Consider the following 24,115-nt stretch of genomic DNA (forward strand, 5'->3'; position numbering starts at 1 on the left):
CTGCCAAGGCGCGGAAAGTGGCTGTGGACAACGGCGGATCGTGGTACGGATCGGCCCCGGTGAGGGCGGATCCGTACCACGATCTCAGCTAATCCTGGGCCTTGCCGGACGTGACGCGGGCCAGGATCAGGGCGACCAGGATGATGCCGCCGTAGATGGCCTGGATCCACTGCGCGGACACGCCGCCCAGCGTGAGGATGTTGTTGATCAGGCCGAGCACGAGCACGCCGCACAGCGCACCGAAGAGCGTGCCCTTCCCGCCGTCCAGGGAAATACCGCCGATCACCGCGGCCGCGAAGACCGTGAAGATCATTCCGTCACCCTGGGCCGAGGCCACCGAGCCGAGCCGGCCGGTCATCAGCAGGCCGGCCAGCGCGGCGAGCAGACCGCCGATCATGAGGACGATCCACACCACGCGATCGGTACGGATACCGGCGGCGCGGGCGGCGTCGACGTTGCCGCCGATCGCGTACACCGAGCGGCCGTGCCTGAAGAAGCCCAGCGCCAGGATGCCGACGGCGAAGAGGCCGCCGCAGATCCAGATCGACGCGGGCAGGCCGAGCCAGACCGCGTTGCCCAGGTACAGCACGGACTGCGGGATGTCGAACAGGTTTTGCCCGCCGGTGATGCCGATCTGGAGTCCGCGGAGGACGATCAGCATGCCGAGCGTCACGATGAACGCGGACAGCTTGAAGCGCAGGATCAGCAGCCCGTTGAACGCGCCGATCGCGAGGCCGGTGAGCAGGCAGAGCGGGATCGCCAGGGCGACCGGCACCTCGGTGCCGAGGCCGTTGCTGGCGGCCGGGATGACCAGGGCGACCGCGAGCGCCGGGGCGAGGCCGATCGTCGACTCCAGCGACAGGTCGAACTTGCCCGCGATCAGGATGATCGCCTCGGCGAGCACCAGCAGGGAGAGCTCGGTCTGCTGCTGGAGGACGTTGGTGATATTGGCCTGGGTGAGGAAGACCGGGTCGATGATGGCCCCGACGATCACGAGCAGGATGATCGCCGGTACCAGCGCGAGGTCCCGGAACCTGGCCAGTTGCAGGCGGCGCGCGCCCGGCGCCGGTGGGACGACCGCCGGCGGCTTCGCCACGGTCTGTGAGCCTGTCACTGTACTTGTGCTCCTTCCACAGGCGCGTTTACACCCTCCACCGCCGCGATCAGGTCCGCGTCGGCCCAGCCGCGCGACACCTCGCGGACCACCCGTCCGTGAAACATGACCAGCACCCGATCACACGAGCGCAGGTCGTCGAGCTCGTCGGAGACCACCAGCACGCCGGTGCCCCCGGACGCGGCGGACGCCACCGCACCAAGCAGGGATTCCTTGGAACGTACGTCGACACCCGCGGTCGGGCTGACCATGACCAGCGCCTTCGGGTCGTTGCTGAGCGCCCTGGCCAGCACGACCTTCTGGGCGTTGCCGCCGGACAGCGCGTTCACCGGCTGGTCCGGCCCGGACGTCTTGATGTCGTACGCCTCGATCATGCGTTGCGCCGCCGCTCGGCGGCGCGCGGGCGCGATCACGCCCGCTGGACCAAGCTTTCCGGCGATCGGCAAGGTCGCATTTTCCGCCACCGACAGCAGGGGTACAAGGCCCTCGCGGTGCCGGTCCTGCGGCAGGTAGCCGAGGCCGGCGGCGAGTGCGGACGGGACGCTGCCGGGCTTGGGGCGGCTGCCGGCCACGGTGACCGTGCCGCCGTCCGCCTTGCGCAGCCCGGCGATCGTCTCGGCGAGTGCCACCTTGCCGCTGCTGCCCGACCCGATGAGTCCGACCATCTCACCGGCCCGCACCGAGAGGTCGACGCCCTCGTAGAAGCCGGCCAGCCGCAGGTCGTCCACCGCCAGTACGGTCGGCGCCTCCGACGAGACGGACGCCCGGGAGGCCCCGGAGGAGAGCAGCGCACCGGCGTCGCCGGTCATCGCGCCGACCAGCTCGTCATGCGGCAGGTCGGCGACCGGCGCGGTGAGCACGTGTCGCGCGTCCCGGAAGACCGTGACGGTCTGGCACACCTCGTACACCTCCTGGAGGTGGTGCGAGATGAACATGAACGTCACGCCACCGTCGCGCAGCTGCCGCATCCGGTCGAAGAGCCGCTCGATCGCCGCCGCGTCGAGCTGCGCGGTGGGCTCGTCGAGGATGATGAACCGCGCGCCGAACGAGAGCGCCCGCGCGATCTCCACGAGCTGCCGCTGCTCCACCGTCAGGTCGCCGGCCACCCGGGCCGGGTCGACGTCCACGCCGTACTCGTCGAGGAGGTCGGATGCGCGGCGCCGCAGCGACCGCCAGTTGATCAGGCCGCCACCCTGCCGGTTCAGGTAGAGGTTTTCCGCGACGGTCAGCGTGGGGATGATGGTCGACTTCTGGTACACGCACGCGACGTGCCGCCGCCACGCGTCCCGCTCGGAGAGCGCCGGTGCCGGCTCGCCGGCGAAGCGGACCTCGCCCGAGTCGGCCCGCTGGAGCCCGGTCAGGATCGAGACGAGTGTGGACTTGCCGGCGCCGTTGCGGCCGACGAGCGCGTGCGTCTCGCCCTGCGCGATGGTGATGCCGGCGTCCAGCAGCGCGGTGGTCGCGCCGTACCGCTTGGTGATGTCACGCGCCGCCACGGCCGGGAGGGGGGCTCCGGCCGTGGCGGCGGTTGGTGCGGGTGAGGTCATCACTTGCCGATCTGGTTGCCCCAGAGGGCCTGATCGTCCACGTTCTCCTTGGTGACGAGCGGCGCGGGCAGCTGGTCCTCCAGCGTGCCGCCACCGACGTCGAGGATGTTGCTGCCGTGGTCGGTCGGGCCGGGCTGGAACGTCTTGCCCTCGACGGCCGCCTTGGCGTAGAAGAGCGCGTACTTGGCGTACAGGTCGGCGGGCTGGGAGACCGTGGCGTCGATCTCGCCCTTGCGGATGGCCTCGAACTCCTGCGGGATGCCGTCGTTGGAGACGATGAAGATGTGCTTCGGGTCCTCCGGCGGCACGAGCAGGTTCTTCGACTTCAGTACCTGCAGGGTCGGGGCGAGGAAGACGCCGCCGGCCTGCATGTAGACACCCTTGATGTCCGGGTGCTGGGCGAGCCGGGTCTGGAGCGCGGCAGCGGCCTTGGTGCCCTCCCACTCGGTGGGCTCCTCGAAGACCGTGATCCCGGGGAACTTGCTCTTCATGCACTCGATGAAGGCCTCGGACCGGTCACGACCGTTGACCGAGGAGAGCGAGCCCTGGAACTCGATCACCTTGCCCTTGCCGCCCAGCTTCTCGCCGAGGAACTCGCAGGCCTTCGTCCCGTACGCCCGGTTGTCCGCGCGCACCACCATGAAGACCTTGCCCTTGTCGGGCCGGGTGTCCACGGTGATCACCGGGATCTTCTTCGACTCCAGCGTCGTGAGCGTGGAGGCGATGGCGCCGGTGTCCTGCGGGGCCATCACGATCGCCTTGGCGCCCTGGCTCTGGAGCGCCTGCGCGTTGGCGACGAGCTTGGCCACGTCGTTCTGCGAGTTCGTGGGGGTCATCAGGTTGATGCCGAGCTCGGTGGCGTACTGGGGCACGTACTTGGAGTACGAATTCCAGAAGTCCGAGTCGGCGCGGGGCAGGTCGATGCCGATCTGGGCGCTGCCCGACCCGCTGTCCGTGCCGGTACCGCTGCCGGCGTCGTCGCCGCACGCGGTCATGCCGGCCGCGAGCGCGGCGGCCATCAGGATGGCCGTGGCTGGTCTGCTGATATGTCTCATCGATGCCCTCGATTCAGGTGGGGTGTCGCGGGCGTTGACGGTTGGACCCGGGCGTCGCCGGAGAGACGTCACGCATCCGATGTTTGTCGTGAGGTTACGGCCGACGCTGCCCGGAAACAAGACCATCCCGGCCCGTCAACCCCAAGAACATCGGATGTTTCGGTTTCTCGTGATGCTCTCGTGACTGTCTCGTTATGGTCCGGTCCGAAGCCTTTCCGCCGAAAGGGAACAAGTGCCGCAAAGATCGGAGGTATTTTAGCCCGTCTCCCATGAACAAGGGACCCCCCACATCGCTGTGGGAGGCCCCTCGATCATGGGGGTGCGACTAGCTCGTGACCAGGTTGAACCTCTCCCACGGGCCGATCGCGGTCCGGTTGGCGATCAGCGGCGCGGCGCCCGCGTTGTCCGCCACCACATATCGGTTGTTGACCGCGGCCCGGAAGCTCACGGTGCCGTCCGAGTTACGGACCATCGTGAAGCGCTCCCATGCCCCGATCGAGGTGCGGTTGGCGACGAGCGGTGCGGCACCGGCGTTCTCGGCGGCGACGTACCGGCCGTTCAGCTTGGCCCGCAGCGCCACCTGGCCACCGCCCGCGTCCACCACGTCGAACCGCTGCCCCGCCCCGATCGCGGTCGAGTTGGCGATCAGCGGCGCGGTGTCCGAGGCCGTGACGTAGCGGCTGTTGACGGTCGCCCGCAGGCTCGTACCCGGGTCGGCCTGGGTCGGGTTGAAGCGGTCGGCCCAGTAGCGGGTGCGGTCCAGGTACGCGGTCTCCGCCGCCGCGCCGGTGAGCCCGTACGCGCCGTTGAAGGTCTGGTACCCGTGCCCGCCCGGCGGGGTGGAGCTCGCCGGCTCGATCACCGAGCCTTCGTGCCACTCGTTGAACGACGTGATCGACACCCAGGTCGGCGGGCCGCCGGTGGCCGTGCCGAGGGCGTTGTTCCACTGCCGGTCGTACGCGGCACCGTTGTCCCGGGTCACCGTCGGCGTGGTGTTGCCCGGCACCGCCCGGTCGTCGATGTACCCGGGCGCGATCGAGGGCGCCCACACGAGGCCGTTCGCCTTGCAGAACGCGCTCGCGTTGGCCCACCCCGGCGCGGTGGCCCCGGCGATGCCGTCGTACGTGTACATGCCGCCGAAGTTGGCCACCTTTGTCGTGTCGGTGGTCTGCGCGAGCACGATATTGCCGGCCCGCACCTGCTCCAGGGCGCTCCAGTCGGTGACGCGCAGGCTCTCGAAGACGTAGAACGCCGCCCGGTTGCCGTGCGCCGCGTCCCGGTAGTAGGCCGGGTGGCCGCCGTACCGGCTGTTGATGTAGTTGATGTCGGAGACCGTGGAGGCCGCGGTGCGGGTGCCGTACGGCTCCAGGTGCCAGGCCACCCTGATGCCGTACCTGGCGGCGGCGTCCATGACCCGGGTGACGAGCGTGTCCTCGTACGAGCCCTGGCCCCACCAGCTGTACACGAGTACGCCCACCCCGGCCCGGGCGATCCAGGCCATGTGCTGGTCGATCACCCGGGTGTCGCCGGAGTCGTACGCGCCGAGGACGGGGTAGAGGTCGGCGCCGACGGCTTGGGGTGGGGTGTGCCCGCCCTGCTGCCAGTGCCGGTAGCTGCCGTTGACGGCGGGGCTGCCGTACCAGGGGTAGTAGAAGATGTGGACATTGCTGGCGAGCGCGCCGGGCGGGAGCGCGGCCTGCGCGACTTGTGCGGCCTGCGCGGGCGGCGGGGTCGCCGCCCACGCCGCCGCCACCATGAGCATGGCGGCGACGGCGGAACGGATAAACTGTATTTTCCTCAACAAGATGATCAAGCTCCTATCAGCTCGAACCTTTCCCAGGCGCCGATCGCCGCGCGGTTCGCGATCAGCGGTGCGGCGCCGGCGTTCTCGGCGACCACGTACATGTTGTTGACCGTGGCCCGCAGGCTCTCGGTGCCGTCCGCGTTGCGGACCAGCGTGAACGTCTCCCACGGCCCGACCGAGGTGCGGTTGGCGATGAGCGGGTTGGCGCCGGCGTTGTCCGCGCAGACGTAGAGCCCGTTCGCCCGGGACCGTAGTGCCACGCTGCTGCCGCCGAGGTTGACCAGGTCGAACTGCTCCGACGTGCCGATCGTCGTCCGGTTGGCGATGAGCGGCTGGGCGCCCGCGTTGGCGGCGCTGACGTACTGGTTGTTGGCCAGCGCGCGCAGGCTCACCAGCGTGCCGCCGCCACCGGTGCCGGTGTTGAGCGTGAACGAGTCGAGGTCGAAGAGGTTGCCCGCGCCGCCCTTGAAGACCAGGTACAGCGAGGTCGCCGCCGCCGGGCCCGCGGTCAGGGTCGCCGTGACGTTGGTGTACGTCTCCCAGCCACCGGTCGCGGGTACGGCGACGCTGCCCAGCAGCGTGCCGGTGGCCGAACCGGTGCGCACCTCGATCGTGCCGCCGGTGGTCCCGGAGGCGACCCGGGCGGTGATCCCGTTGACGTTCGACAGGTTGTACGGCGTGTACGAGATCCAGTCATTGTTGTCGATGAATCCGGCGGTGCGCCCGCCCTCTGCCCCCGCGTGGGTGGCGATCTCGACGCCCCCGGACTGGGCACCGAAGTGCTCACCCTGCCGGTGCCGCGGCTGGAGCGTGCGGAGGCTGTGCGAGGTCAGGCCGCCACGGTCGGTGTACGCCGCGTCGAAGACCCCGTAGATGTTCGCCGCCGCGTCGTGCTCACCGTCGACCGGGATCGTGATCTGCCCGGTGCAGCCGGTCGAGGAGGTGATCTGGTGCGAGTGGCTGTCGTGGCCCAGCAGGTACGTGACGCTGACCCGCGAGCAGTCGATCGTGCCGTCCTCCGGGTCGCTGACCGTCACCTGGAAGGGAACGGTGTCGCCGAAGTTGAACAGCCGCCCGTCGCCGGGCGTGGTGAGCGTGACCGTCGGCGCGCTGTTGCCCACGTTGACCACCAGGCTGGCCGTACCGGTGAGCCCGGTCGGGTCGGTGACCCGCAGCGTCGGCGTGTACGTGCCGTTCGTCGTGTAGGTCTTCGTCGGGTTCGCCGCCGTCGACGTGGTGCCGTCGCCGAACGTCCACAGGTAGCTCAGCGCCCCGCCCTCGGGGTCGGCTGAGCCGGCCGAGGAGAAGTTGATGGTCAGTGGCGCCGGGCCGGAGGTGCGGTTGGCGGACGCCTGGGCCACCGGGTTGCGGTTGCCGCCGCCGATGTACTCCACCCGGACCAGGGCCTGGTTGTTCGCGTTGGTGCCGTAGTCGAGCACGTACAGCGCGCCGTCCGGCCCGAACGCCATGTCCATCACCTGCGTGCCGGTCCACGGGAAGTTCGAGATCTCACCGCGGGAGCCGTCCCCGTTCACCGCGATCGCCTTGATCCAGCGGCGGCCGTACTCGCCGGCGAAGAACTGCCCGTTGAGCACCGCCGGGAACTTGACGGGCGACGTGTTCGCCGCGTCGTACCGGTACACCGGGCCGCCCATCGGCGACTCGGAGCCGCCGCCGAACTCCGGTGGGGAGCCGGCGTCGCCGTACTTGATCCAGGCGGTCCGCGCCGCCGGCAGCGTGCCCTGGCCGGTGTTGCGGAACGAGTTGTTCGTCGGCCCGCCCGCGCAGTTGTACTTAGGCCCGGTCGCCCCGGTGGCGAAGTTCCACTCGTTGTACGTCTCGCTCGTGGTGTTCGAGCCCGTGCAGTACGGCCAGCCGTAGTTGCCCGCCGACGTGACCCGGTCGAACTCGACCTGCCCGCCCGGCCCGCGGTTGGCGTCGGTGACGCCCGCGTCCGGACCGTAGTCGCCGACGTAGACCACGCCGGTCGCCTTGTCCACGCTCATCCGGAACGGGTTGCGGAAGCCCATCGCGTAGATCTCCGGCCGCGTGTTCGCGGTACCGGGTGCGAAGAGGTTGCCGGACGGGATCGAGTACGACCCGTCCGCGTTCACCTTGATGCGCAGGATCTTGCCGCGCAGGTCGTTGGTGTTGCCGGAGGAGCGCTGCGCGTCGTACGAGGGGTTGCGGTTGGTGCGCTCGTCGATCGGGGAGTAACCGGCCGACTCGAACGGGTTGGTGTCGTCTCCTGTGGACAGGTAGAGGTTGCCGGCCGCGTCGAAGTCGATGTCGCCACCGACGTGGCAGCACATACCCCGGTCGTTGTTGACCTGGAGCACGATCCGCTCGCTGGCCAGGTTGAGCGTGTTGTTGGTGTTGAGCGTGAACCGGGACAGCCGCAGGTGCCCCTGCCAGGTCGTCCACGTCGCGGCCGTGCCGGTCGCCGGCGCGTCCCCGCCCGGCGTGCTCAGCGCCGGCGAGTAGTAGAGGTAGACGAAGCGGTTGCTGGCGAAGCTCGGGTCGACCGCGACGCCCTGCAAACCCTCCTCGTCGTGTGTGTACACCGAGAGCTTGCCGGCGTTCGTGGTGTTGCCGGCCACGTCGGTGACCCGGACTGTTCCGTCGCGGGCGGTGTGGATGACCGAGCGGTTGGGCATGACCGCCAGGGACATCGCCTCGCCGAGTTCGGCGCCGCCGGTGGCGAGTACCACCGTCTGGTAGTCCGAGGCGGGGATGATGATCGCCTCGGCGGGGGCGCCGGCGAGCACCGGGAGGGTGGCGCCGACGAGGGCCGCGGCGAGCAGCCCGGCTCCTCTTCGCACTCTTCGTCGCATCGTGGGGTCCTTCCAGGAGGTGGAAAGGCCCCGGCGCGGGTGCGCGCCGGGGCCAGGTCAGGGGGTCAGGTGCCGTATATGTCCAACTCCCAGAGGGAGTAGCCATAGGGGGTGAGGGCGCGCTGGGTGCCGAGCACCCGCACGTACCGGCCGGTGCCGGTCACCGCGACGTCGTCGGTGCCGCCGTCGCCGGTGGTGGTGGAGTAGACGTTGGTCCAGGCGTTGCCGTCCGGCGAGGTCTGGATCTGGTACGCCCGCGCGTAGGCGGCCTCCCACACCAGCCGTACCCGGGTCACCGCCCGGCTCGCGCCCAGGTCGACGGTTATCCACTGTGGATCGGCGTAGGCGCTGCCCCAGCGCGTCGCGGTGTTGCCGTCGACGGCGTTGGCCCCGACGTGCGGGCTGCCCGTCTCCACACTGGACACCGTGACCGGGCGGCCACGGGACAGCAGCGTCGGCGTCGTGCCCGACGGGGTGCCGAACACGTTCAGGTCCCACAGTGAGTAGCTCCACTGGGTGGCGCGCTGCGTGCCGAGGACCCGTACGTACCGCCCGGTGCCGGAGAGCGTGACGTCGTCGGTGCCGCCGTCGCCGGTGGTGGTGGAGTAGACGTTCGTCCAGGTGCTGCCGTTCGGCGAGGTCTGGATCTGGTACGCCCGCGCGTACGCGGTCTCCCACACCAGCCGCACCCGGTTCAGCGCGTAGGTGGCGCCGAGGTCCACGGAAATCCACTGTGGATCGGAGGACGCGCTGGCCCAGCGGGTGGCCGCGTTGCCGTCGACCGCGTTCGCCGCGACGTGCGGGCTGCCGGCCTCCACACTGGATGCCGTCACCGGCCGGCCGCGGGCGAGGTCCGTGGCCGGCGGCGGGCCACCCTCCGCCTTGATCCGGATGTTGCGGTAGTTGATGTCGAGGCCGGCACCGTCGTTCTGCACGCCGATGTAGCCGTTCGCGATGGCTCGGGTGCTCGTGTAGTCGTTGATCTTCACGCCGTTGAGCCAGATCTCGACCCGCTGGCCGGTCACCTTGATCTCGTACGCGTTCCACGAACCGGGCGGGTTGAGCGCGGCGTCGCGCAGCGCGGTGTCCGGCCCCTTGAAGCTGTACACGCTGCCGGTGGTCCGGGTTGGGTCGGCGTCCGTGGCGTCGATCTGGATCTCGTGCCCGGTGTCCACCGGCCGCCACGGGTCGCCCTGCGGGTCGGGGAAGCCGATGAAGACGCCGCCGTTGTCGTCGCCCGGCATCATCCAGTCGAGCTTCAGCGAGTAGTTCGAGAAGGTGCGGACCGGGTACCAGAGCAGGCCCATCCCGCCGAACGAGGTGAGCGTGCCGTTCGCGAGCGTGAACCCGCCCGGACCGGCCTGCCGCCACTGGTTGAGGCTGGCCTGGGTACCGTCGAAGAGCGGCGTGTAGCCGGTCTCCGCACGGCAGTCGGCGGGCCGGTTGCCGGCCGCGATCTGGATGCCGCCGAGCAGCATGCGGGTGAAGTTTGAGTCCGAGTAGGACTCGTCGGTGTGACCCAGCCCGGTGTACCAGGACCGTCCATTGCCGACGGTCTTGCACCAGGTGATCGGGTGGTCGCCGCCCATCGAGCCGCCGCTGTACGTCGACTCGTCGAGGCTGGCCAGCACCTTGGCCGTGGAGCGTGGGTTGGTGCGGTAGTTGTACCACTCGTCGAGGCGGCTCCAGGTCGGCGGCAGGTGCGCCGTGGAGGCGTTGCCCCGGTCCTCGACCTTGATGGTGGCGGTCTGGTTGGCCGGGTGCGAGGCGAAGTACGCGCCGACCAGGTCGCCGTACCAGGCCCAGTCGTACTCGGTGTCGGCGGCCGCGTGCACACCGACGTACCCGCCGCCGCCCGAGATGTACGACTGGAACGCGGTCTGCTGGGCGGCGTTGAGTACGTCGCCGGTCGTGGAAAGCCAGACGACGGCCTGGTACTGGGCGAGGTTGGCGGTGGTGAACTGGGCCGCGTCCTCGGTGGCGGTGACGGCGAAGCCGTTCGCGGTACCGAGCTGCTGGATCGCGGCGATGCCGTACGGGATGGAGGAGTGCCGGAAGCCGGCGGTCTTGGAGAAGACCAGCACGCGGTTCAGCGGTGCGGCCTCCGCCGGCGCGGGTGCGACGACCGCAGCGCCGGCGACGAGTGCGAACAGCGCGGTGAGCGCTCTTATACGCATGGGAGTAGCTCCTTGCGAGAGAAGCGGAGGCGTGGGGCCCGCCGTGCCATTGGACGGGCCCCACGGGTCATCCGGACGGGTCAGGGCAGCGTCCAGGTCTGCGCCCCGGTCCCGTTGCAGTCGTAGATCTGCAGCTGGTTTCCGTTGGCGACGTTCGAGGCGGGGATGTCCAGGCAACGCCCGGATGCCGGGTTGCGGAGCGCGCCGTTCGGCTGGACCGTCCACTGTTGAGCGCCGGTGCCGTTGCAGGTCCACAGGTGGATCTTGGTGCCGTTGGCCGTGCCGCTCGCCTGTACGTCCATGCACTTGCCGAGCGCGCGGATCGTGCCGTCGGTGCCGACCGTCCAGTTCTGCTGCGTACTGCCGTTGCAGTCCCAGATCTGGACGCGGGTACCGTCCGCGGTCGCCGCGCCGTTGACGTCCGCGCACTTGCCGAGCGCCCGGATCGGGCCGGTGCGCGGGCCGCTCGGCGTGCCGGGCGTGCCGACGCCGGGCCCGACGAACGTGTAGCTGTCCAGGTCCAGGAACGCGGCGCCGGCCGGCCCGTTGAAGACGATGTACAGGTCGTGCGTGTTGTCGTCCGGCTTGGTGACGTTGGCGGTGATGTCCCGGTAGGTGTCCCAGCCGCCGGTGTTCGGCACGGTCACCCGGGCCACCTCGGTACCGGTCGGCGAGTCGAGGCGGAACGAGATCGTGCCGCCCGTGTCACCCGATGACACGCGCGCCCGCACCTGGTTGATGCCCTTGAGGCTGACGCCGTGGTGCCGCACGTACTCGCCGTTCTGGATGTCACCGAGCCGGAAGCCGCCCTCGGCGCCGCCGGCCGCGATCACCTGCGGGCCGTTCAGCGTGACGTAGTGCTCGGCCTGCCACTGCTTGGGCCACAGCGTGATCTCCCGCTCGCCGGTGAGCGGTGTGGATCCGGTCGCGCCCCGGTCGGTGTAGCTGCCCCGGATCACGAAGAAGAGCACCGAGTCCGGGCCGGCGTGCACGGGGCCGGTGTTGAACGTGGCCCCGCAGCCGGTGCCCTCACCCTCCTCGTGCGCGTGCTCCTGGTGGCCGAGCGCGGCCCGGACGACGACGCTGCCGCAGGGGATCGTGCCGTCCTGCGGGTCGGTCGCCGACGCCGTGACGGCCAGGTTGTCCTCCCAGGAGAAGAGGCCGCCGTTGGGCAGACCGCCGATCGTCACCGTGGGCCGGGTGTTGCCGACGACGATCGGCAGCGTGGCCGTACCGGAGCGGCCGGTGCCGTCGCTCACCGTCAGCCGGGCCAGGAAGGAGCCGTTCGACGGGTACGTGAACGTGGGGTTGGCCGCGGTGGAGTCGACGCTGCCGTTGTCGGTGAAGTCCCACGCGTACGTGAGCGGGTTGCCGTCCGGGTCGCTGCTGCCGGCGCTTCCGAAGCTCACCTGGAGCGGTGCGGTGCCGTTGTCCCGGTTCGCGGTTATCTTCGCGACCGGGGAGCGGCCGCCGGAGATGTAGTTGATTTTGTACAGCCCCGCGTCCGCCGCGCCGGAGAAGTAGCCGCTGCCGTACTCCAGCATGTAGAGCGAGCCGTCCGGGCCGAACTCCCAGTCGATCGGGTGCACGAAGTTCATCCCGGCGAGCACCGGCTCGATCACCGTGGGCGTACCGGTGGCCGGGTTGCCGTTGTTGAACTGGACCTCCTTGACCCAGTTGCGGCAGTACTCGGAGATCAGCCACTTGTTGTCGTAGTACTGCGGCCACTTCACGTCGGAGACGAGGTTGGGGTCGTAGTGGTACACCTCGACGTGGTTGGGCGAGCCGCAGCCGCCCGGGTTGTCCAGCTGGGGCCACTCGCGGCTGCCGCCGTGCTGCTCCCACACCAGCGCCGGCCTCGTGGGCGGCAGCTGCTGGAGGCCGGTGTTGCGGGGCGAGTTGTTGACCGGGCCGGTCGTCCCTCCACAGGGGAACCAGCCGCGCGGCGCGTTGGCCGCGAAGTCCCAGTCGTTGTACGCCACGTTCGGCCCGCCGCAGTACGGCCAGCCGTAGTTGCCCGGTGCGGTCGCGCGGTTGAACTCGTCGTAGGCCGCCGGCCCCCGGTTGGCGATCGTCGCGCCGGCGTCGGGGCCGACCTCGCCCCAGTAGAGGGTGTTGCCGGCCTTGCGGTCCACGAAGATGCGGTACGGGTTGCGCACGCCCATCACGTAGATCTCGGGGCGGGTGTTGGCGGTGCCCTGCGGGAAGAGGTTGCCGGCCGGGATCGTGTACGTGCCGTTCGCCTCCGGGTGGATCCGGTTGATCTTCCCGCGCAGGTCGTTGGTGTTGCCCGAGGTGCGCTGCGCGTCGTACTGCGCGTCCCGGCTCGTGCGCTCGTCGATCGGCGCCATGCCGGCCGAGTCGCCGCCGGAGTTGGTGTTGTCACCGACCGCGAAGTACAGGTTGTTGCTGCTGTCCCAGCTCATCGAGCCGGCTGAGTGGCAGCACAGCCGCCGCTCGGTCGGCCACTCGATGATCATGTCCTCGGCGCCGAGCGTGTTCGTGCTCGGGTTGAAGGTGAACCGGGAGATCCGGTTGACCAGCGGCGTCGCCACGGGGGAGTAGAAGATGTAGACGAAGCGGTTCGTGGCGAACTGCGGGTGGATCGTGATGCCGATCAGGCCGTCCTCGAAGCGGGCGTCCAGCTGGAGCGTGAGCGCGACGCTCGTGGTGCGGGTGGCCGGGTTGTAGAGGCGCACCTGGCCGCCGCCGGCGCTGGTACCGCGGTTGATGTAGAGGACCTTGTGGTCGGGCAGGACGGCGAGCTCGATCGGCTCGCCCATCGAGAGGCCGCCGTCGAGACGTACCTTTTCGAAGCCGCTCGTGGGCGGTGGCGCCGCCTGCGCGGGCTGGGCCGGTGCCACGGCCAGGGTCGTGAGTGCGGTGACGGCGGCGACCACGAGGGCGCGCCATCGACGGGTACGAGGCATAGCTCACTCCAGGGGCATGGAGGGGTGGCCGTCCGGCCGGCCGGACACAGTGGACCGGCCGGCCGGACGTGTGGGGTGCGGTGGCTAGCTCGTGATGAGGTCGAACTTCTCCCACGGACCGATGGACGCGCGGTTGGCGATGAGCGGCGCCGCGCCGGCGTTCTCGGCGACCACGTACATGCCGTTGACCTGGGCTCGCAGGCTCACGGTGCCGTCCGAGTTACGGATCAGGGCGAACGTCTCCCACGGCCCGACGGACGTGCGGTTGGCGATGAGCGGAGCGGCGCCCGCCTGGTCGGCGGAGACGAGCAGGCTGTTGACCCGGGCCCGGAGCGCGATGTTGCCGCCGCCGAGGTCCATCATGTCGAACTGCTCCCAGAGTCCGATCCCGGTCACGCTGGCCTGGAGCGGGCCGGCGCCGCCGTTGGACGCCTGCACGTACATGTTGTTGGCCCGCGACCGGAGGCTGACCTGAGTGGACGGTCCGGGGCCGCCGCCGCCCGGGGTGCCGATGCCCAAAGTGGACGCGGTACCGCTGAGCGACTTGACGCCCTGGTTGGCCGAGCCGGTGAGCGTGGTGGCCGAGTAGTTGGTCAGCGGCTTGGCCGTGCGCTCGACCACGTACACGCTGCCGGCGGCCGTCGCGAACGTGACCTCGGCAGCCGTGGTGGTGGCCAGGATCGCGTTGTCCGACGTGCGGCGCACCCGGATCTGCTGGGTACCCCACGGGTTGACCACCCGGGCCTGCTTGCCGTGCAGGCTGCGCAGACCGACGTACTTGGTCTCGCTGGCCTCCCGCTCCGAGCTGACGACGAAGCCGTCCTTGGCCAGGAGCGTGAACTTGCCGTTGAACGAGGAGTCGCTCGGGATCGCGGGGAAGACCCGGATCTTGTCGTTGTACGACTGCATCAGCGACTCGTTCATCGCGGCGAGGTGGATGCCCAGGTACTCGAAGACCCCGTTGGTGTTGTTGGTCATGCCGTTGGGGTAGTTCTGGTACTTCTGGAGCATCGTCTTCATGCCCGCGAACGCCTGCTGGCCCATGCCCAGCCGGGCGGCGTGCACGTGGTCGTTGGCCCACACGTTGCCGTACGGGTGCGGCCGCACGTTCCAGGTGTTCACCGCGGTCTGGTAGTCGGGGTAGCCGATGCCGGTCTGGTCGTACGGCCACACGAGCTCCAGCGCCACGTTCTCACCGTTTCGGGTGGGCGAGGTGGGCGGGTCGTGCGGCAGGTACGCGCCGTTGGAGATCTGGTACGGGGCGAGGTTGTTCACCACGTTCTGCCAGCCGGCCCGCAGTCCACTGTCGAGCCCGAGCTGGGTGCTCACCTGGATGGTCAGCGGGAAGAGCAGCCGCACCGCGGCGAGGTCGGTGATCGCGTTGCGCACGTCCCAGTACGTCTCGTGCGCGTTGGAGCTGGCCATGTAGTACTGGCCGTTCGCGGCGACGGAGAGCTTGCGCTGGTAGAACTTCACCGCCTCGCGCATGTACGGGTACGCCACGTCACGCAGGTAGGTGGTGTCGTTCGTGTAGCGGTACTGGAGGTACATGTTGTACGCGGCCTCGGTGCCGGTCGACATCGTGTCGTTGACGTAGTCGCTGTTGATGGTGCCGCGGGCGTTGCCGTCCCAGCCCATCGTCTCCGGCACCCACAGCCCGTCGATGCCGTATCTCGTCTGCGTGTACGCCTTGATCGCGTTGTAGTTGCGGCTGTAGAGGCGGTTGAACGTGGATATGAGGTCGACGTGGTTGGAGGCCAGGAAGGAGTTGTACACGTCCCGTTGGTTCCAGTACCAGTACCCGTTGCTCCACTTGGAGTTGTCCTGCGTGGCCCGGAAGACGCCGTTGATGAAGTGCACCGGGTAGTTGCCGTAGCCACCCGCCGCGATCATGTACGTCGCCAGGTAATAGGCGTTCTCCAGGTAGTCGGCGTCACCGGCCGAGTTGGAGTACTGCACGAAGGACTTCGCCCAGAAGTCGTGCCACCAGTTGCGGTAGTTGTTGAACGTCGTGTTGTACCCGGTGCTCTTGACCGCGGCGAGCTGGTTGCGGGCCTGGGTCACCGAGTTGAGGCCGGGGGAGTTGATCCGGCTGGCCGCGGTGAACCAGATCGTGTAGCTCGACGTGGGCGTGATGTTCAGCCGCACGCGGGTGCCGTTGACGACCTGCGAGGTGTAGCTGGCACCCTCCACAGTGGCCGCCAACGTGTACCCGAAGTTGTTGGGGTCGGCCTGCCCGCGGCTGAGCCCGACGCCCGCCGAGTCGGCGAACGTGCTGACCGTGCGCCAGGTCTGGAGGTTGGGCACGTCGGCGATGTTCTGCACGGTGTTGGGGTCCCACAGGCTCAGGTCCAGGCCGACGCTGCTCACGCCCGGGCGCGTGTCCTCGACGTGGATGCCCATCACCTCGGAGTTGGGCGAGCCCATGACGGTCACCGTGCGGTTGTTGTCGTACTTGGTGGTCAGCGTGCCGTCGTAGAGGGACAGGCGCTGCTGGTACGTGGTGTAGCCGGTGTCCATCTGCGGGTTGCTGAAGAGGTTGACGATGCCCGCCGCGTACGTGGACTGCTGCGCGAGGTCCACACCGGACACCTGCATCGACAGCCCGTTCTGCTGCCACACCATGGCGCCGGTGCGGCCGTTGCCGACGGTCAGCCCGTGCAGCGGGTTCGTGTTCGGCCGGTTGTAGACGATGTCGTGCTTCGACATGTAGCCGGCGTAGTTGACGTTGAGCGCACCGGTGCCGTTGTTGAACGCGGCGTCCGTCGGTGCGGCCGAGGCGGGGGCGGAGGGCCCCACGACGGCGAGCAGCGAGGTGGAGAGCAGGACGGCTGCGGCGCCTGCGACGCCGCGCAGGCTTCGGCGGATGGGTCTCATGGGCACGATCCCCTCTGGATCGGGTTGAGCGGCACCCATCCGCCGAAAATGGGCACCGTGACGAGAGTGTTTCGAACGTGGATCGATATCGATCCACGTTGTGATGTGCAGTTAACATTGGATGTCTTCGTGCGTCAAGACCCCGTTCCGCATTCTCGAAAGCGTAAGGATGCCGCAAACATCGGAGGTGTATCGGGCGTAGAGCCGCCCTACGAGACGCCGCAGCGGGCAGTCATGATCGACTCGGTGGGGAAAGCGTTTGCGAGCAGCGCGCCGCCTCAGGCGCACCCCTGGGTGCGTACCGGGGGCTCAGGCGCGCTCAGGGTCCTCGGTGGACGATGCCACGCGGTCGCGCAGGCGGGTGCGGATCTCCTCGGGCGTGTAGGCGCGGCGGCGGCGCTCCGCGCGGACGACCACGGCGCCGGTCGCGGCGACGCCGACGAACGCGGCCAGACCCAGGACCTTCCACCAACGCATCCGCACAGCGTAACCGTCTGCGGCTAAGGTGTTGGCCGTGCCCAGCCTTGGCCTCGACGAAGCGGTGGACCTGACGCGCACCGGTGACCTGTGGCTCTTCCGCGGGCGCTCGAAGGCCGACCGGGCGATCCAGGTGACCACCAACAGCCCGGTCAACCATGTCGGCATGGCCGTGGCATCGAGGACATGCCGCCGATGATGTGGCACGCCGAGCTGGGCCGGTCGCTGCCGGACCTGTGGGCCGGCGGCCATCACCGGGGCGTCCAGCTGCACGACCTGCGGGCCGCGGTGCTGGTGTGGGCCCGGCGGTACGGGCAGCGGGCCTGGCTGCGCCAGCTTGAGCCGCCGCCGACCAAGGCGCAGGAGGACGCGGTGCTGCGGACCGTCGCGCGGCTGGACGGCACCCCGTTCCCGTCGAGCGCCCAGCTCGCCATGCGCTGGGCGCGCGGGCGGGTGCCGCTGCGGTCGCGGCGGCTGCGGCAGGAAGGGCTGGAGAGCGCCTACTGCGCCGAGGTCGTGGCGGTCACGTACGAGGCGATGGGGCTGCTGCCGGCCGGCCGCGACCCGAACTGGTACGACCCCGGCCGCTTCTGGAGCGGCGACGACCTGGCGCTCTCCGGCGGCTTCACGCTCGGCACCGAGATCTCCGTCGAGATCCCGCAGGACTAGGAGATTCTCCGGGCTCGGGTATTTGCCCCGGTCCGCGTCAGTCGCTGACCGTATGCTCCCGCGGGCACCGCTGCGGTCGGCGGCTCGCTGCGCTCGCCGAAATCCCCGACCTCCGCTGCCACGTCCGCGGCCCAAGCCCAGCCCCCAACCCCGATCCGGCCCGGGATCGTCGTCGGACGAGGAGCAAGGAGGTGGGTGCGCGCGCATTCGCTCTGCTTGTCTAGGTGGCCGCGCCGGCGATCAAAGGCGACCTTGCCGCCAGGCGGGTCCTGTGGTCCTGGTGATGCTGATCCCGCAGCGACCGCGCGGACCCGCTTCCTTGATCGGCGGGGCGGGTTGGTGCGCGAGAGATCGTGGTACCCAATTGCCCCCAGAGAGCCTGTCGCAGAATCGCCAGATTCGCTTGAAATGAGGGTCTCGTTGACCCTCGCTGGCCGCCGTTCGGCGGCCAGCGGCGGACACAGCCGTGTTTTTCTCGACACACGCTGTAGTCGGGCAATTTTGCGACAGGCTCCAGAGGGCAGTTCGATACCACGATCTGCCAGCCCGGCGGCCCGCCGTAGCGTCGATCAAGGCAAACCGAGCGCCCTTTTGGGCGCTGCCCGCCCTTTGGACGGACCGCCCGCCCAACCGCCGAGCTGGGTCAAGGTTGAGCCGGAGCGCGGACCCGGCAGCGAAGGTTGCGGTCGGCCGACCACGACCCCGGGGTGAGCTTGGCCAACAGCGAAGGGTGAGGCCGCGGGAGCGACGGTCTGGACCACGACGAACGTCGCGGTAGCTCGATTTCCTTGGTTTTGGATCTTCATCCGCGACGAGGCGCCGAGGCCGCGCTGAGCCCAAAGATCTCTAGAGTCCTAGCGGCGCCAGAAGTCGTATGGGTCGCGGCCGTGGGTGAAGCCGGCCGAGGCGGCCACGTCGACCGCCAGGTCGAACTTGTCGCCGACGATCCAGGGCACGTGGGCGTCGCTGCCGAACGAGACGGCGCGGCCGCCCTCCTCCCGCCACCAGCGCAGCAGGTCGACGGAGGCCAGCGGGCTGCGAGTGTTGATCTCCAGGACCCGGTCGGAGCCGGCCAGTGCGCGCAGCACGGCCCGGTACCCCTCCTCGTAGTCCGCCTCCCGGTAGGGCGGCGCGTCCGCGGGCCAGTACCGCCGTGGGTAGTCCAGGTGCGCCAGCACCTCGAAGACGTCGCTCTCCTTGATCATGCGGACCATCTCGGTGAAGTACCGCCGCATCACCTCGCTGGTGCCCAGCGTGTGGAAGAGCTTGTCCGGCGCGATGAGCCGACCCTCGTGCGGGATCGCGTGCAGCGAGCCCAGCACCCGCTCGATCGGCCCGCTCGCCAGCACTCCCGCCACGCTCGCCCCGAACATGTGCGGCTCGCCCGCCTCGACGCCGGTGCGGATGCGCAGCCCGGGGAAGCGCTCGCGGCACTCCGCGACGCACGCCAGGTAGCCGGTGAGGTCGATCGGCCGGATCAGCGCCCACCAGCCGATCGCGAGGCCGTCGACCGCGATCGCGTCACCCTCGACCCAGTCGGTGAACTCCAGATGCTCGGTGAAGGCGATCGCCGGCACGCCCACCTCGACGGCCCGCGCACACGCCCCGACCATCGACGCCTGTGGACCCGTGTCGAACGACCACTCTGAATGCACATGGTTGTCGGCGGGCAGCACCTTCACGATTCTGCCAGCCCGGCCGGGCCCACCCAAGATCATGTGATCCGGGCAACCCCATCCGGCTGTGCCGTGGCGGTGGCGTGCGGTCGATGCCCGGCGGTCAGCAGCAGGGCCACGAGCAGCGCGAGCAGCGACTGGACGACGGGCAGCCCGGTGTACAGCTCGACCACCCCGGTCATCTCGGTGACCGTGCCGTCCGGGCCGAGGAAGCGGGGCTGGCCGCTGGCCACGTACGCGGTCACGACGTAGACGGTCCAGATGAGAAGCGGGGCGAGCGCGGCGAACACACGGACCCGTACCGGCCGCTCCGGGCCGGGGCGGAGCCAGGCGGCGAGCAGATCGATGCCCACGCCGGCGCCGACGAGGCCGAGGACCAGCGCGACATTCTCGAAGCCGGTCACCGCCGCGGAGAGGACGCCGGCACAGAGGTACAGGATCGTGGCGGCGCCGGGCGGGACGACCCAGCGCCGGGCGAGCGCGAGCAGTGGCACCACGAGGACGAGGTTGGTCACCAGGATCGCGGAGGACAGCTCGGCGGTGAGGTCTTCGTCCAAATTGGACAGTCCGAACACGACATCCGTCGTGACGTACGAGAATGCGTTGGCGTACTGGAGGAAGAGCAGCACGAGCGTGCCGGCGAAGGCGACCGAGAGCACGGCGGGCAGTAGCCGGCGCAGGCCGGGCGCGGCGGGCTGGTCCGGCGCCGCCCACGCGGTGCGCAGCGGCGTGGTGATGATGACCAGCATCGCGGCGGCCAGGGCGAGGTGGCTGGGGCTGAAGAGGATGTCGATGTCCTGCTCGATGCCGAACGCGGTGTGCCAGCTGAAGTCGGCGATACCGGCCAGGGCGAAGCCGGCCACCGCGAAGACCGCCGGCGTGTACCCGGCCGGGAGCGCGGAGAGGTCCGGGCGGCCGGAGCGGAGCGCGTGCCGGCAGGTCCACCCGATCCACGCGGCGGTGGCGATGAAGCCCCAGTAGAAGACCGCGTGCCACGGGGTGAAGAAGGTCTCCAGCTCGGGCACGTTGTTGTGCGCCCAGGCGTCGAGCAGCAACCCGATCGTGAACCACCCGCTCAGCAGGGCGGTGACCAGATCGGTGCGGTATGTCGTAGCCGGCCGGGTGGGCGCGGCGGCGGTCAAGGCTGTCATGCGGGGCCCCTGGGAAATGTGGAGCGAAGCGGTGCGTCTTCTTGGGGTGCTTCACGCGGGCACGCCCCTGGGGAGGCCGCGGGCGGCGAGGACGGCCAGTGGCGCGCCCACGGCGAGCAGCGCGACCGCCTCGGCGGCGCCGGCGGCGAGCCAGGCGTGGCCGGACGCGGGGTCGAGCAGGGCGTAGTCGACCAGTGTGACGAGCCGCAGCCCGAGCGTGGACGCGGCGAGCACCAGCAGCGCGAGGGACCACTCCGGCGTCGGGCCGGCCAGGCGGAGGGCGGCCCCGCCGAGGTACGCGAGCGCGGCGGCCACGACAAGCACCGCGTACAGCCCGGCGAGGTCGAGCAGCATGGCGGTGACGCTGCCGGCGAACGCGAAGGCGGCCATCGCGGCGGTGCCGACCGGCAGGGCCCAGAGCCACGGCCGGATCCGCTCCGGCCCGGTGCCGCCCGGCTGGAACGCGGTGGTCGCGAGCAGCAGCACCCCGTCGGCGAGCAGGAACACCCAGGACGCGATGGCGGCTTCGGGTGGCCCACCGACAATGTCTACTGTGGATAGCACGGCGGCAATGGCGCCGGGCACCATCGCGAGACCGATGAGCGCACGCCCGGCCGCCCGGTGTCCGAAGAGGAATGACAGGTACGCGGCGAGCCACACGAGTCCACTTAGGTCGGCCGCGACGGACCAGAAGCCGGACGGCGTCGGGGCCGTCCAGGCGCCCGGCGGCTCGGGCAGCCAGGGGAGCGCGCCGGCCAGCCAGAGCCGCAGGCCGGCGCCCACCGTGCCGGCCACCGCGTGGGCGAGCAGCGCCATCAGCACCGCCAGCCGGACGGCCGCGCCCCAGGTCAGCGAGCGGGGCGTGCCGGCGCCGCCGAGCCGCAGCCGCAGCGCGAGGGCGGCCACGCTGCCCACCTCGGACCAGCTGGGACGGCCGTAGTCGCGGACGAACTCGGCCTCCTCCGGGTCGTCGCGCTCCATGCTCTCCAGCAACACGGCGACCATCTCGTTCTCCCACCGTGCCCGATACCCGGCGGGAAGCAGCCGCAGCACCGTGCGGTAGCGCTCCTCCAGTCTGCTCACGCCGTTTCGGCCTTCGCGGGCTGGAACATCCGCAGGCGGTCGGTGGCGATCCGGGAGTTGGCCGCCTGCCGCTCCGCCTCGGCGGACAGCTCGTGTCGGCCCGCCCCGGTCAGCCGGTAGTAGCGCCGCAGCCGGCCGCGCTCGGCCTCCTCACGGTCGAGCTCGACAAGCCCGTCGCCGACCAGGCGGTCGAGCACGCCGTAGAGCGTCCCGATCTTGAGCTGGACCCGGCCGCGCGACAGCTCGGCCACCTCGCCCACGATCCCGTAGCCGTGGCGAGGCCCCCCGACCAGCGCGGTGAGGATGAAGAAGGCTGGCTCAGTCACCGCCACAATATACTGGTACACAAGATATCCTGCCAGTCCGACGCACATTTCCGTCACGGATGACGATCCGGGCCGCACGCTGCTGGTTCCCCACCCGCGGCGGGTGAAGAGGGCTAGCCTGCTCTCGTCCAGTCCTTTCGCATGGGAGCGAACGATGGCCTCTCGACTCAACCCGTACATCAACTTCGACGGCACGGCGCGGCAGGCGATGGAGTTCTACAAGGACGTCTTCGGCGGTGACCTGGTCCTGAACACGTTCGGGCAGTTTCCGGACGCCGACCCGGCCAGCGTAGACAAGATCATGCACGGCCAGCTGGAGACCCCGAACGGGTTCACCCTGATGGCCTCCGACCCGCCGCCGGAGCTGGGGATCAAGCCCGGCAACAACATCGCCATCAGCCTGAGCGGCGTGGACGGCGACGAACTGCACGGCTACTGGGACAAGCTCTCCGACGGCGGTACGGTCGTCATCCCGCTGGAGAAGCAGATGTGGGGCGACGAGTTCGGCCAGGTTGTCGACAAGTTCGGCATCTCCTGGATGGTCAACATCGTCCAGCCGCAGGCCTGACCGGCCGCGACGCCGCCGGAGTGCTCTCCCAGGCAGGCTCAGCGCGCCGGCGGCGTCGTCGGGGGTGGCGGGGGCGGCGGGTCGACCGCGAGGCCCCCTTGGGCGTACGGGCCGAAGTTGCCCGAGCTGTCCCAGGCACGCACCCGCACCATGTACACCCCGTAACCGCGGTACGGCACGTACGCGGTGGTGCCGCTGGTCTTGCTGGTCAGCACGCCGTTCACGTAGACCTCGTACCCGACCAGGAACGTCTCGTCCGTCGCGGGGTCCCAGCGCGCGATGAGGTGGTTCTGGAACATGCCGCTGACCCGCACGTTCGCCGGGGTGGTCGGCGGGGTCGAGTCCGGTAGCTGTCCGAAGTGGATCGGCGCGAACGGGGAGAGGTTGCCGGCCGCGTCCACCGCGCGGACTCCGTAGGTCGTGATCATCGGCGGCGGCGTGGGGATCGACAGGCTCGTGGCCGTCGTGGTGGCGATCTGTGTCGTGCGGTGGAAGATCTGGTACTCGACCACACCGGTGTCGTCGGTGGCCGCGTCCCAGCTGAGGGTCGTGGTGGTGCCGGCGGTGTAGCGGGCGTTGGCCGGCGCGGAGGGCGGGGTCACGTCGGCGCCGGGCGGGGTGCCGGTGCAGGGCGACCCGTTGACCGTGCAGCCCTGCGGCTCACCGCTCCCGCTCGCCACCCATCCGAAGCTTGTCGAGGCGCCGGCCGCGATCGTGCCGTTCCACGGCATGTTGGTGAAGACGAACCGGCTGCCGACGCGGGTCATCGACGCGCTCCAGTACGAGCCGAGCGTGGTACCGGCCGGCAGGTCGAACTCGACCCGCCACGAGGTGATCGCGGTGGTGGTGTCGTTGCGGACGGTCATCTTGCCGACGTAGCCGGTGGACCACTGGCTTTCCTTGGCGAAAGTCGCGGTCGCCGCGTGCGCCGGAGCGGGCAGGACGGTGATCGCTCCCAGGCCCACGAGGACCGCCGCGGCGAGCCGGGCGGTCCGGGGTAGGGAAGCGGTGGAGAGTCTCATGTCAATGGATGGTAGAGATGTCGATCGATCGCTTGCATCGTCCGACCGCGGGATTCGGTGGCCCGCTCACCGGGTGGTAGCGGCCAGGGCTGGCGCGGGTGCGGTGGCGGGCGGCCGGGGCGTGCGGACGCCCTTGGCGAGCAGCCACGCGCCGATCGCCACCTCGAAGACGATGCCCGGCGCCCAAGCGGCCATCAGCGCGTCCTTGTGCTCCGGGAGCAGCAGGCCGGCGGCGGCGCCCACCAGCATCAGCGCGAACGCCCCGACGCCGAGCCCGGAGAGGGCCCGCGGGATGAGCCGCGCGCGGTACAGCAGCGCGCAGTTGAGGATCGTGCCGAGGCAGAGGAAGACGATCGTCACGTCGAAGCCGGTGTCGCGGGCGGTCAGCATGGCATCCACGAGGGCGGGGTCGGCGTCCGGCTCGGCGGCCAGGAGCGCGGCCAGTACGCCGAAGAGGATGGTCACCGCGCCGACGACCGCCTCGGCCATCCGCCACAGCAGGGCCAGTAGCGCGAGGTCGCGGTGGACCGTGCGCAGGATGACGAAGAGCGACCAGGCCAGCGCCACCACGCTCGCGAACATCGCCAGGTCGTAGACGAGGCCCGCGCGGTAGAGCAGGTCACTGTCCGCGATCCGGCGGGCGGTCTCGGCCCGGTCACCGGCCACGACGAGGCGGGACTCGACCGCGAGCAGCGAGAGCAGGGACGTGACGATGATCGTCAGGTACAGGAATCCGGCGATCCGGGCATAGCGCTGCATGGCGGTCTCCGTCCGCGGGCTTGGCTTACGATGTAAGCTTACGGCG

The 24,115-nt window shown here is 70.0% G+C and carries 16 protein-coding genes and 1 pseudogene; 2 read left to right on the plus strand and 15 right to left on the minus strand.

Going from position 1 to position 24,115, the window contains the following annotated elements:
* Window positions 1-88 precede the first annotated feature (88 nt).
* From Pflav_RS01980 to Pflav_RS02020, 9 genes are all read right to left on the minus strand, one after another.
* On the minus strand, window positions 89-1,114 hold the full coding sequence (locus Pflav_RS01980; protein ID WP_173033274.1) for an ABC transporter permease: 1,026 nt from the start codon (window positions 1,112-1,114) through the stop codon (window positions 89-91).
* A complete protein-coding gene (locus Pflav_RS01985) occupies window positions 1,111-2,610 on the minus strand; it encodes a sugar ABC transporter ATP-binding protein (protein WP_232070922.1) in 1,500 nt (499 codons plus the stop codon). Before Pflav_RS01985 ends, Pflav_RS01980 begins: the two co-directional genes overlap by 4 nt.
* Before the next feature lie 50 nt (window positions 2,611-2,660).
* Window positions 2,661-3,716 carry a sugar ABC transporter substrate-binding protein gene (locus Pflav_RS01990; protein ID WP_173033278.1) on the minus strand — a complete coding sequence of 352 codons (1,056 nt, stop codon included), beginning with the start codon at window positions 3,714-3,716 and terminating at the stop codon, window positions 2,661-2,663.
* 325 nt (window positions 3,717-4,041) lie between these two features.
* The gene (locus Pflav_RS01995) at window positions 4,042-5,478 is read right to left on the minus strand and encodes an RICIN domain-containing protein (RefSeq protein ID WP_197937829.1); all 1,437 of its coding nucleotides are present in this window, start codon (window positions 5,476-5,478) and stop codon (window positions 4,042-4,044) included.
* A 47-nt stretch (window positions 5,479-5,525) separates the two neighbouring features.
* Window positions 5,526-8,354 carry a PQQ-dependent sugar dehydrogenase gene (locus Pflav_RS02000; RefSeq protein ID WP_173033280.1) on the minus strand — a complete coding sequence of 943 codons (2,829 nt, stop codon included), beginning with the start codon at window positions 8,352-8,354 and terminating at the stop codon, window positions 5,526-5,528.
* 65 nt (window positions 8,355-8,419) lie between these two features.
* Window positions 8,420-10,531 (minus strand): ThuA domain-containing protein, encoded by a 2,112-nt coding sequence (locus tag Pflav_RS02005; RefSeq protein WP_173033282.1) that lies wholly within the window; start codon window positions 10,529-10,531, stop codon window positions 8,420-8,422.
* 80 nt (window positions 10,532-10,611) lie between these two features.
* Complete coding sequence (locus tag Pflav_RS02010) at window positions 10,612-13,461, minus strand: ricin-type beta-trefoil lectin domain protein (RefSeq protein ID WP_173033284.1); 2,850 nt, start codon at window positions 13,459-13,461, stop codon at window positions 10,612-10,614.
* A gap of 84 nt (window positions 13,462-13,545) precedes the next feature.
* Entirely contained in the window at window positions 13,546-16,338 is a 2,793-nt protein-coding gene (locus Pflav_RS02015; RefSeq protein ID WP_232070923.1) for a glycosyl hydrolase family 95 catalytic domain-containing protein, read from the minus strand.
* A 309-nt stretch (window positions 16,339-16,647) separates the two neighbouring features.
* Window positions 16,648-16,815: a hypothetical protein gene (locus Pflav_RS02020; RefSeq protein ID WP_173033286.1), complete on the minus strand. Its 168-nt coding sequence runs from the start codon at window positions 16,813-16,815 to the stop codon at window positions 16,648-16,650.
* Window positions 16,816-16,852: 37 nt separating this feature from the next.
* Between Pflav_RS02020 and Pflav_RS02025 the strand changes: the two are divergent.
* A pseudogene (locus Pflav_RS02025) lies at window positions 16,853-17,484 on the plus strand (hypothetical protein).
* Window positions 17,485-18,338: 854 nt separating this feature from the next.
* Here the strand turns inward: Pflav_RS02025 and Pflav_RS02030 are convergent.
* The 4 genes from Pflav_RS02030 to Pflav_RS02045 are packed head-to-tail and all read right to left on the minus strand — an operon-like array spanning window position 18,339 to window position 21,768.
* Window positions 18,339-19,160: a PHP domain-containing protein gene (locus tag Pflav_RS02030; RefSeq protein WP_232070924.1), complete on the minus strand. Its 822-nt coding sequence runs from the start codon at window positions 19,158-19,160 to the stop codon at window positions 18,339-18,341.
* A 38-nt stretch (window positions 19,161-19,198) separates the two neighbouring features.
* Complete coding sequence (locus tag Pflav_RS02035) at window positions 19,199-20,311, minus strand: hypothetical protein (protein WP_180201253.1); 1,113 nt, start codon at window positions 20,309-20,311, stop codon at window positions 19,199-19,201.
* Window positions 20,312-20,362: 51 nt separating this feature from the next.
* A complete protein-coding gene (locus Pflav_RS02040; protein ID WP_173033290.1) occupies window positions 20,363-21,394 on the minus strand; it encodes a hypothetical protein in 1,032 nt (343 codons plus the stop codon).
* The gene (locus Pflav_RS02045; RefSeq protein ID WP_197938900.1) at window positions 21,391-21,768 is read right to left on the minus strand and encodes a PadR family transcriptional regulator; all 378 of its coding nucleotides are present in this window, start codon (window positions 21,766-21,768) and stop codon (window positions 21,391-21,393) included. The genes Pflav_RS02040 and Pflav_RS02045 overlap by 4 nt, the downstream gene beginning before the upstream one ends.
* Before the next feature lie 106 nt (window positions 21,769-21,874).
* Between Pflav_RS02045 and Pflav_RS02050 the strand changes: the two genes are divergently transcribed.
* Entirely contained in the window at window positions 21,875-22,288 is a 414-nt protein-coding gene (locus tag Pflav_RS02050; RefSeq protein WP_173033294.1) for a VOC family protein, read from the plus strand.
* A 38-nt stretch (window positions 22,289-22,326) separates the two neighbouring features.
* On the opposite strand, the gene Pflav_RS02055 is transcribed toward Pflav_RS02050, so the two are convergent.
* Window positions 22,327-23,310: a cellulose binding domain-containing protein gene (locus Pflav_RS02055; RefSeq protein WP_173033296.1), complete on the minus strand. Its 984-nt coding sequence runs from the start codon at window positions 23,308-23,310 to the stop codon at window positions 22,327-22,329.
* A 66-nt stretch (window positions 23,311-23,376) separates the two neighbouring features.
* Window positions 23,377-24,069, minus strand: a complete 693-nt coding sequence (locus Pflav_RS02060) for a DUF4386 domain-containing protein (RefSeq protein ID WP_173033298.1) — start codon at window positions 24,067-24,069, stop codon at window positions 23,377-23,379.
* Between the last annotated feature and the right edge of the window lie 46 nt (window positions 24,070-24,115).

Source organism: Phytohabitans flavus (assembly GCF_011764545.1).
GTDB lineage: Bacteria > Actinomycetota > Actinomycetes > Mycobacteriales > Micromonosporaceae > Phytohabitans > Phytohabitans flavus.

Coding starts and splice junctions, on each gene's coding strand:
- Pflav_RS02010 (WP_173033284.1), bottom strand. CDS start 13,461: ATGCCTCGTACCCGTCGATGGCGCGCCCTCGTGGTCGCCGCCGTCACC.
- Pflav_RS01990 (WP_173033278.1), bottom strand. CDS start 3,716: ATGAGACATATCAGCAGACCAGCCACGGCCATCCTGATGGCCGCCGCG.
- Pflav_RS02035 (WP_180201253.1), bottom strand. CDS start 20,311: ATGACAGCCTTGACCGCCGCCGCGCCCACCCGGCCGGCTACGACATAC.
- Pflav_RS02000 (WP_173033280.1), bottom strand. CDS start 8,354: ATGCGACGAAGAGTGCGAAGAGGAGCCGGGCTGCTCGCCGCGGCCCTC.
- Pflav_RS02020 (WP_173033286.1), bottom strand. CDS start 16,815: ATGCGTTGGTGGAAGGTCCTGGGTCTGGCCGCGTTCGTCGGCGTCGCC.
- Pflav_RS02005 (WP_173033282.1), bottom strand. CDS start 10,531: ATGCGTATAAGAGCGCTCACCGCGCTGTTCGCACTCGTCGCCGGCGCT.
- Pflav_RS01995 (WP_197937829.1), bottom strand. CDS start 5,478: ATGCTCATGGTGGCGGCGGCGTGGGCGGCGACCCCGCCGCCCGCGCAG.
- Pflav_RS02045 (WP_197938900.1), bottom strand. CDS start 21,768: ATGTGCGTCGGACTGGCAGGATATCTTGTGTACCAGTATATTGTGGCG.
- Pflav_RS02050 (WP_173033294.1), top strand. CDS start 21,875: ATGGCCTCTCGACTCAACCCGTACATCAACTTCGACGGCACGGCGCGG.
- Pflav_RS02060 (WP_173033298.1), bottom strand. CDS start 24,069: ATGCAGCGCTATGCCCGGATCGCCGGATTCCTGTACCTGACGATCATC.
- Pflav_RS02015 (WP_232070923.1), bottom strand. CDS start 16,338: ATGAGACCCATCCGCCGAAGCCTGCGCGGCGTCGCAGGCGCCGCAGCC.
- Pflav_RS02055 (WP_173033296.1), bottom strand. CDS start 23,310: ATGAGACTCTCCACCGCTTCCCTACCCCGGACCGCCCGGCTCGCCGCG.